The sequence below is a fragment of the bacterium endosymbiont of Bathymodiolus sp. 5 South genome (assembly GCF_900128535.1).
Classification (GTDB): Bacteria; Pseudomonadota; Gammaproteobacteria; order PS1; family Pseudothioglobaceae; genus Thiodubiliella.
This window is the reverse complement of record NZ_FQTR01000332.1, coordinates 1-1,221: the sequence shown is the minus strand read 5'-3', so window position 1 is coordinate 1,221 and position 1,221 is coordinate 1. Positions and strand designations below refer to the sequence as shown.

Genomic DNA, 1,221 nt, shown 5'->3' with positions numbered 1-1,221 from the left:
CATGGCTAAACCGTTATCCTCACGCACAATCGGTGCCCCAATAATTTCAGTACCTGAGGTAAAGTGTTTAATAATGTGTAACTGCTGATAGTCTTTCTGACCAAATACTGCCACATCAGGATGAATAATTTCAAATAATCGTTGCACCACCCGCACCACACCATTAAAAAAATGTGGTCGTGATTGACCACACAAAATCTGCCCAACTGCGCCCACATCAACGCTTGAGTTTACCCCATCAGGATACATGTCTTGCGTACTTGGCGTAAACACAACATCCACCCCATCCAATAACACCAAATCCCGCTCTAACGCACGAGGATAAGCAGCAAAGTCCTCGTTTGGGGCAAATTGTGCAGGATTAACAAAAATACTGACCACCACCCTATCGGCTTGTTGCTTAGCCAATTCAACCAAGGACAAATGCCCCTGATGAAGACCACCCATGGTTGGCACAAAGGCGATTTTAGCGCTATCATTTTGCCACTTTTGCATCTCGCTTATGCTTTTGATAATTTTCATGTATCAACTAAGGTTGTTTCTATTCATAATTGACAATCGTTATTGAATAAAATATTAGGGATTTTAATATTGTCTAAATTTTCTTGACTTAATTCTGGCTGGGCAACACCAAAAACAACTCTTAATGGTGAAATGTTTAAATAATTTCTTACTATTTGTTCTATTTTGAAATTGTCAAAACTTTTGGTCGCCCAAATTCTAAATTTAGTACCTAGCACTAAATTTACTCGATAACCAATTGCAATAACCACATCTAGGTTATATTCTTTAATATTTCTTTTAACTTCTTTTTGAACTTGTAAAAAATCCTTACAAGTTGCTTTTTCTTCTAGCTCTTTATCGACAAATATTTGTTTTAAATGTATGGTTATGTTTTTCGGTGTTACCTCAAAAATCTGCGCCATTTGTTTTTGCGACGCCAAAATGGTATCAGAACTTACATCTGCTTTCAATTCAATAGCACCGTTTTTTGCTTGGTAAATTGCTGGGGTTTTGATCATGGATTATCACCAAAAGCAATATTTATTTGACCAAGTTTTGTTATTTTCTTTAACTTTTCTATTTCTATTTCTTTAATAATATCTCCAGCCTGTGAAATTTTTCCAGTAATTTCCACCCACTCCCCCAAATAATTAGATTTATAATCATCTATGCTCAAATTTTCAGACAAATGACAATGTATTTCATTGCCCTCATTCT

The 1,221-nt window shown here is 35.9% G+C and carries 3 protein-coding genes; all 3 read right to left on the bottom strand.

The genetic code is table 11. The annotated features are described in order from the left end of the window. Positions 1 to 522, bottom strand: a 522-nt coding sequence (locus tag BBROOKSOX_RS11275) for a 4-phosphopantoate--beta-alanine ligase (protein WP_139661938.1), incomplete at its 3' end; no start/stop codon positions are given. 23 nt (positions 523 to 545) lie between these two features. Beyond that, positions 546 to 1,022 carry a RhuM family protein gene (rhuM, locus tag BBROOKSOX_RS11270; RefSeq protein ID WP_139661936.1) on the bottom strand — a complete coding sequence of 159 codons (477 nt, stop codon included), beginning with the start codon at positions 1,020 to 1,022 and terminating at the stop codon, positions 546 to 548. After that, positions 1,019 to 1,221: hypothetical protein (locus BBROOKSOX_RS11265; RefSeq protein ID WP_218973753.1), on the bottom strand; the 203-nt coding region annotated here is incomplete at its 5' end. The genes BBROOKSOX_RS11265 and rhuM, both read right to left, overlap by 4 nt.

Bases quoted from the DNA above. Each gene is read 5' to 3' on its own strand.
- rhuM (WP_139661936.1), bottom strand. From the start codon at position 1,022: ATGATCAAAACCCCAGCAATTTACCAAGCAAAAAACGGTGCTATTGAA.